We start from the raw sequence: 6,047 nt of genomic DNA, 5'->3' as shown, positions 1-6,047 counted from the left end.
GTCCGCCGCCGCGCCGGCGGGGACAGTGCTGGACTGGGCGGCGGCGTCCGACGGCACCGCGTCCGGACCCGGACTGTTCACGGACTCCGTCTCCTGGGTCGCTGCCTGCGCAGCAGGCACCTCCGGGGGCGGAGCCTGCGGAGGGTCCGTCTGCGGAGCCGAAGCGTCCGGAGCCGACGTGTCCGGAGCCGACGTGTCCGGAGCCGACGTGTCCGGAGCCGAAGCGTCCGGAGCCGAAGCGTCCGAGGGCGGGTTTTCCGAGGGCGGGGGCTCAGTGGCCGGTACCCGCGTGTCCGGCGCGGGATCATCCGGACGGGCCCGGCGTCCGCGACCGATCCTCCACTTCACGGGAGCTCCCGGTCCGCCGCCACGGTGGCCTCACTGATCAAACCCGTCACCCGCTGTGCCCCTTCCCCGGCGTCAGCCCCCGCGGTGCCACCTTCGTTCCCGTGCCACCCTGCTCGACAAGCCGGGCGTCGGCTCCGCAAACACTGCTCGAATCCCCCGTATCAAACCCGACAGCGGACGAGCTGGACAGTCGTGCGCCGTCATCGGGCAGGTCCGGGTGGAGCCGGCACGACCAGTGCGGAAGGCATGGGAGACTGGAAAGCCGTCGGGCTCTCTCCGTCGCGCCGACCGGCCCGCCAGGCCGGGACGTTCGACGCCTCGTCCCGGACCGAACAGACTCGGGCCGGCGGGCTGGAGCCAGCAGAGCCCACGGAGCAACCGGACATCGTCCGTCCACCGCCGCTGGATCGAAAGGACCTGTGTGTCAGCCAACAACCTCACCCGCGACGAGGCGCGTGAGCGCGCCCGGCTGCTCAACGTGTCCTCATATGAGGTGAATCTTGACCTGATCAGCGGTGACACCACGTTCGCGTCACGGACTGTGGTGCATTTCACCAGCACTGAGCCGGGCGCCGCCACCTTCATCGAGCTGACCGCCCCGGCCGTGCGCACGGTGACTCTCAACGGCCGCGCGCTGGACCCGGCCGAGGCACACGACGGCAACCGGATCACCCTGACGAATCTGCGGGAGGCCAACGAGCTGGAGGTGGTGGCCGACTGCGCGTACTCGAAGACGGGTGAGGGGCTGCACCGGTTCGTCGACCCGGTCGACTCCGCCGTCTACCTGTACACGCAGTTCGAGACCTACGACGCGCACCGCATGTACGCCTGCTTCGACCAGCCGGACCTCAAGGCGGTCTTCAAGCTGTCGGTGGTGGCGCCGTCGGAGTGGCGCTGTATCTCCAACGGCCGGCATCTTGAGACCACCGACGCCGGGCAGGGCCGGACCTTCTGGCTGTTCGAGCCGACACCGGTCGTCTCGACCTACATCACCGCGCTGGTCGCTGGCCCCTACCACGAGGTGCGCGACCACCACGACGGGATCGACCTCGGCCTGTACTGCCGGCGGTCGCTCGCCGAGTTCCTCGACCCCGAGGAGATCTTCACCATCACCAGGGCCGGGTTCGACTTCTACCACCGGGTGTTCGACTACCGGTACCCGTTCGGCAAGTACGACCAGCTCTTCGTCCCGGAGTTCAACGCCGGGGCGATGGAGAACGCCGGCTGTGTGACCTTCCTGGAGGACTACGTCTTCCGCGCGAAGGTCACCGAGGCCCGTCGGGAGCGCCGGGCCGAGACGATCCTGCACGAGATGGCGCACATGTGGTTCGGCGACCTGGTGACGATGCGCTGGTGGGACGACCTGTGGCTGAACGAGTCGTTCGCCACGTTCATGTCGGTGCTCGCCCAGGTGCGCTCGACCCGGTTCACCAACGGCTGGACGACGTTCGCGAACGCCGAGAAGGGCTGGGCCTACCGGCAGGACCAGCTCTCCTCCACCCACCCGATCGTCGCCGACGCCCCCGACATGGAGGCCGTGCGCACCAACTTCGACGGCATCACCTACGCCAAGGGCGCCTCCGTCCTCAAGCAGCTGGTGGCCTGGGTGGGCCAGGAGGAGTTCCTCACCGGCCTGCGCTCGTACTTCCGCCGCTACGAGTACGGCAACACCTCCCTGCGTGACCTGCTCGACGAGCTGGAGAACGCCAGCGGCCGTGACCTGACGGTGTGGTCGGCGGACTGGCTGGAGACCACCGGTGCCAACACCCTGCGGCCCCGGTTCGAGACCGGCTCCTCGGGGCTGTTCACCACCTTCGACGTGGTGCAGGAGCCGGCGTCCTCGCCGCCGACGGCGAGCGCGACCCTGCGGCCGCACCGGCTGGCGATCGGCCTGTACGACCGCGCCTCCGACGGGTCGCTGCAACGCCGCGAGCGCGTCGAACTCGACGTGGTCGGCGCGCTGACCGAGGTGCCGAAGCTCGTCGGGGCCCGGCGGCCCGACCTGGTGCTGCTCAACGACGACGACCTCACCTACGCCAAGGTTCGCCTCGACGACCGTTCGCTGGCCACGCTGATCGACTCGATCGGGACGATCCGCGAGTCGCTGCCACGCACCCTGTGCTGGGCAGCCGCCTGGGACATGACCCGAGACGCGGAGCTGGCCGCGCGCGACTACGTCAAGCTCGTGCTGTCCGGGGTGGCAGCCGAGGACGACATCGGCGTCGTCCAGTCGCTGCTGGCAAAGGCCCAGCTCACCATCAACACTTACGGGGATCCGGCGAACCGGACGCGGGCCCTGCGCGAGCTGTCCGCCCGTGTCGAGGAGCTGCTGCGCGCCGCCGCGCCCGGCAGCGACCTGCAACTGGTGCACGCGACCACGTTCGCCCACGCCGAAGAGCCCGACCAGGTCGCACGGATCCGCGCGATCTTCGAGGGCACCGACGTCGTCGACGGCCTCGTGCTGGACACCGAACTGCGCTGGACGCTGCTGATCCAGCTGGTGGCGCGCGGCGTCTACGGCCTTGCGGAGATCGAGGCGGAGCTCGCCCGTGACCGGACGGCGACCGGCGAGAAGCGGGCCGCCACCGCCCGTTCGGCCCGCCCGACCGCCGAGGCGAAGGCCGCCGCCTGGTCAGCGGCGATCGACTCCGACACGCTGTCGAACCACCTGCTCGTGGCGACCCTGGGCGGTTTCTGGATCCCCGGCCAGGAGGAGCTGACCCGGCCGTACGTGAGCCGTTTCTTCACCGAGATCGGCGAGATTTGGCGGACGAGGACCTTCGACACCGCTCAGACGATCACGCAGATGCTCTTCCCGTCCGCGATCGTCGAACCGGCGACGGTGGAGGCGGTGGACGCCTACCTGGCCGAGGCCGATCCCGGCCCCGCCCTGCGCCGGGCCCTGGTCGAGGGCCGCGACGGCCTGCTGCGCGCCCTGCGCGCCCGCGCCAAGGACGCCGAAGCCGCCGCCAGTTCCTGATCCCACTGATCCCGCTGAAACATCCACAACCAGACGCCGCGAACACCGACAACGAAGACCATCCGGACCGCACGCTCCGCGGCTTGGCAGGGTACTTGGAGGGGTGGGCACGACTCCCATCCCTCCAAGGCCAGGAGCCTCCGCCAGGTCCGGAGCGGCCCGGTTTCCACTTGACCATGCCTGCAGAATGCAGGCATGACGGTTACCATCACGATACGTGATGTTCCGGAGGACGTGCGAGACGCGCTGAGTGAGGACGCCCGCCGGCAGGGGCAGTCCCTGCAGGCATTCCTGCTGGGCATGCTCACCCGTCAGGCGCGGTTCGCGCGGAACCGGCGGATACTCGCGGCGGTCGAGCGTGAGCTCGCGGGCGGCGACGGAGCCGGCCCAGATGCACCTGACGCCGCACAGGTCCTCGCGGCCGCCCGCGCCCAGCGTAACGGCGGCCGGCCCGACAGCGACAGCGCCGGTTGATCGTCGTTGACGCGTCCGTCCTGGCGAACGCGCTGGTCTACGCCGACGAGCGCGGCCAGCGGGCACGGGTGGCGCTGGGACACGACACCGAGTGGGCGGCACCCGAACACTGGATGGTCGAGGTCTTCTCCGTGATGCATGGCCTCACGCTCGGTAAGAAAATCAGTGAAGAGCGGGCGCGTAGCGCCATCGCCCGGCTTCCTCATCTCGGGGTGGACCATGTCCGTATCGATGCGCTGCTGCCTCGCATGTGGCAGCTTCGATCCGGGATCAGCGGCTACGACGCCGCATATGTCGCGCTCGCCGAAGCGCGCGATCTTGCTCTGGTGACTTCCGACAGCCGGCTGGCCCGCGCCGCGATGCCGTTCTGCGCCGTACGGCTGGTGGAATAGCCGTCCGGCCGGTGGAACAGCTGTGGCCATTCGGTGAGCAGGCTGCGGAGTCCCATCGGGAGTCCCCCATCGGGAGTCCCCCATCGGGAGTCCCATTGCGGGGCGGCACACTACAGACTTCCGCACCCTGCGCGCCCGCGTCAGGGACGCCGAAGCCGCCGCCTGCTCCTGAGCCAGCCGACGACGGTTCAATAGGTCAGAAGGCGGGGGACCAGGAAGGCGCTACCGGAACCAGGAATTTCCAAAGCTCGCAAACGTCCACAGACAGACAGCTCACCATCCTCCGTGTCAATCTGACAGACCGTGACATACCCAAGCCTGGGCTACCGGGAATGTCCCAGGCCACTGACGTGGAGAAGAACGACCATGAGCCGTGCAAGCTCGCGATCGTCGGTATCCAGCCGAGGACGGTCGACTGCTACGGGAGTCCAGTGGCACCGCTGGGTGGTTGAGCCGCTGGGCGGGCGAGCCTGTGGCCTGCCCTGTCCGGCTGGGAGCACTCCGCACCCGGCCGGACAGGCCGCGCCGGTCCGTCGGTCGGCCTGACCTGGTCGGGTCAGGTGCGGAAGGGGCCGGTGATCTCGAAGGTGATGCCGCCGGAGGCGGAGTCGGTGGTGCCTCGCTGGGAGGAGAAGTACAGCCGCTGGCCGTTCGGGGTGAAGGCGGGGCCGGTGATTTCGGACGAGTTGTGGCCCACCAGGCGCAGGAAGGGAGCCACGATGTCGTCCGGGGTGATGATGCAGATCTCCAGGTTGCCGCCGTCCTCGGCGACGTACAGGTCGCCGTATGTCGACCCGGTGATGTTGTCGACGCCGGTCAGCGGGGCGGAGCCGGGAGACACCAGCGAGTCGTCGTAGGCGAGTTCGAACGTGTTGGTGTCGACGTGCAGCTCCCACACCCGGTTGTCGCCCTTGGTGGTGAACCAGGCGGTGTTGTTCGCGTAGTGGACGCCCTCGCCGCCGTTGAAGTGCTTCGCGCCGGACACCTGGTTGCGGGTGGCGGTCGGTGAGCCGTCCACGTCCGGGACGGTCTGCCAGGTGAACGTCCCGGACGTGCCGCTGCCGGCGACCAGCACCTCAAGGGTGCCCGCGGAGAGATTTCCCCAGGTGGTCGGACGGAACCGGTAGAAGCAGCCGTCGGTCTGGTCCTCAGTCAGGTAGATGACCTGGCGGACCGGGTCGGCCGCGGCCGCTTCATGCTTGAAACGGCCCATGGCCGGACGGCTCACGGCGGACGCGCCGGTGGCCGGGTAGGTCTCCCAGACCTGCCCTGTGGAGGTTTCCTCGCACGACAACCAGGTGCCCCAGGGGGTCGCCCCGCCCGCGCAGTTGGAGCTGGTGTTCGAAAGGATCCGCTGGGCGGAGATGATGGTGCCACTGGAGTTGAACCGCAGCACCGAGACGCCACCGCCACCGCTACCGACCTCGGAGTTGGACGCGTATATCCAGCCCGTGCCGTTCGGGAAGACCGCGCCGCCGTCCGGGGCGTTGTGCCAGGTATAGCTGGTCCCGGAGACCACCTGGCTGGAACGGGCGACGATGCGGCTGGTAAAGCCACTGGGAAGCATGACACCATTGGCGTCGGCGGACAGCAGCGATCCGTAGGGGCTGGGACCGTTCTGGGCGGGAGCGGCCAGAGCCGTGTCCCACATCGCGCCGGAAAAGGCGAGAACACCCGCTCCGGCGACAGCGGAACGCAAGAATGTTCGCCGTTCCATTACCGACCCCCAAAATACGGTGACAGCGCCGGGCCGGCGGCGGTGAATTCCCTGCTCTTTCGTCGCCGACAGCCCTTCCGGACGGGATTGTCCGGGCCGTCGGTAACACTAGGACGAAACCGGTGGACGTAGGAGG

At 69.0% G+C, this 6,047-nt stretch carries 4 protein-coding genes; 3 read left to right on the top strand and 1 reads right to left on the bottom strand.

The features are described 5' to 3' along the window. The first annotated feature begins 769 nt into the window (after window positions 1–769). From pepN to CM1CMNOD_RS06740, 3 genes are all read left to right on the top strand, one after another. Window positions 770–3,328, top strand: coding sequence for an aminopeptidase N (gene pepN, locus CM1CMNOD_RS06750; protein ID WP_013872922.1), 2,559 nt, complete (start codon window positions 770–772; stop codon window positions 3,326–3,328). Between the two features lie 195 nt (window positions 3,329–3,523). Then, window positions 3,524–3,802 carry a FitA-like ribbon-helix-helix domain-containing protein gene (locus CM1CMNOD_RS06745; RefSeq protein WP_013872921.1) on the top strand — a complete coding sequence of 93 codons (279 nt, stop codon included), beginning with the start codon at window positions 3,524–3,526 and terminating at the stop codon, window positions 3,800–3,802. Next, window positions 3,799–4,194: a type II toxin-antitoxin system VapC family toxin gene (locus tag CM1CMNOD_RS06740; protein ID WP_013872920.1), complete on the top strand. Its 396-nt coding sequence runs from the start codon at window positions 3,799–3,801 to the stop codon at window positions 4,192–4,194. The genes CM1CMNOD_RS06745 and CM1CMNOD_RS06740 overlap by 4 nt, the downstream gene beginning before the upstream one ends. Window positions 4,195–4,750: 556 nt before the next feature. Here the strand turns inward: CM1CMNOD_RS06740 and CM1CMNOD_RS06735 are convergent. Next, entirely contained in the window at window positions 4,751–5,911 is a 1,161-nt protein-coding gene (locus CM1CMNOD_RS06735; RefSeq protein ID WP_013872919.1) for an alkaline phosphatase PhoX, read from the bottom strand. Between the last annotated feature and the right edge of the window lie 136 nt (window positions 5,912–6,047).

Source organism: Protofrankia symbiont of Coriaria myrtifolia (assembly GCF_900634755.1).
GTDB lineage: Bacteria > Actinomycetota > Actinomycetes > Frankiales > Frankiaceae > Protofrankia > Protofrankia coriariae.
The sequence above is the reverse complement of the archived record's forward strand: the minus strand, read 5'-3'. Positions and strand labels throughout refer to the sequence as shown.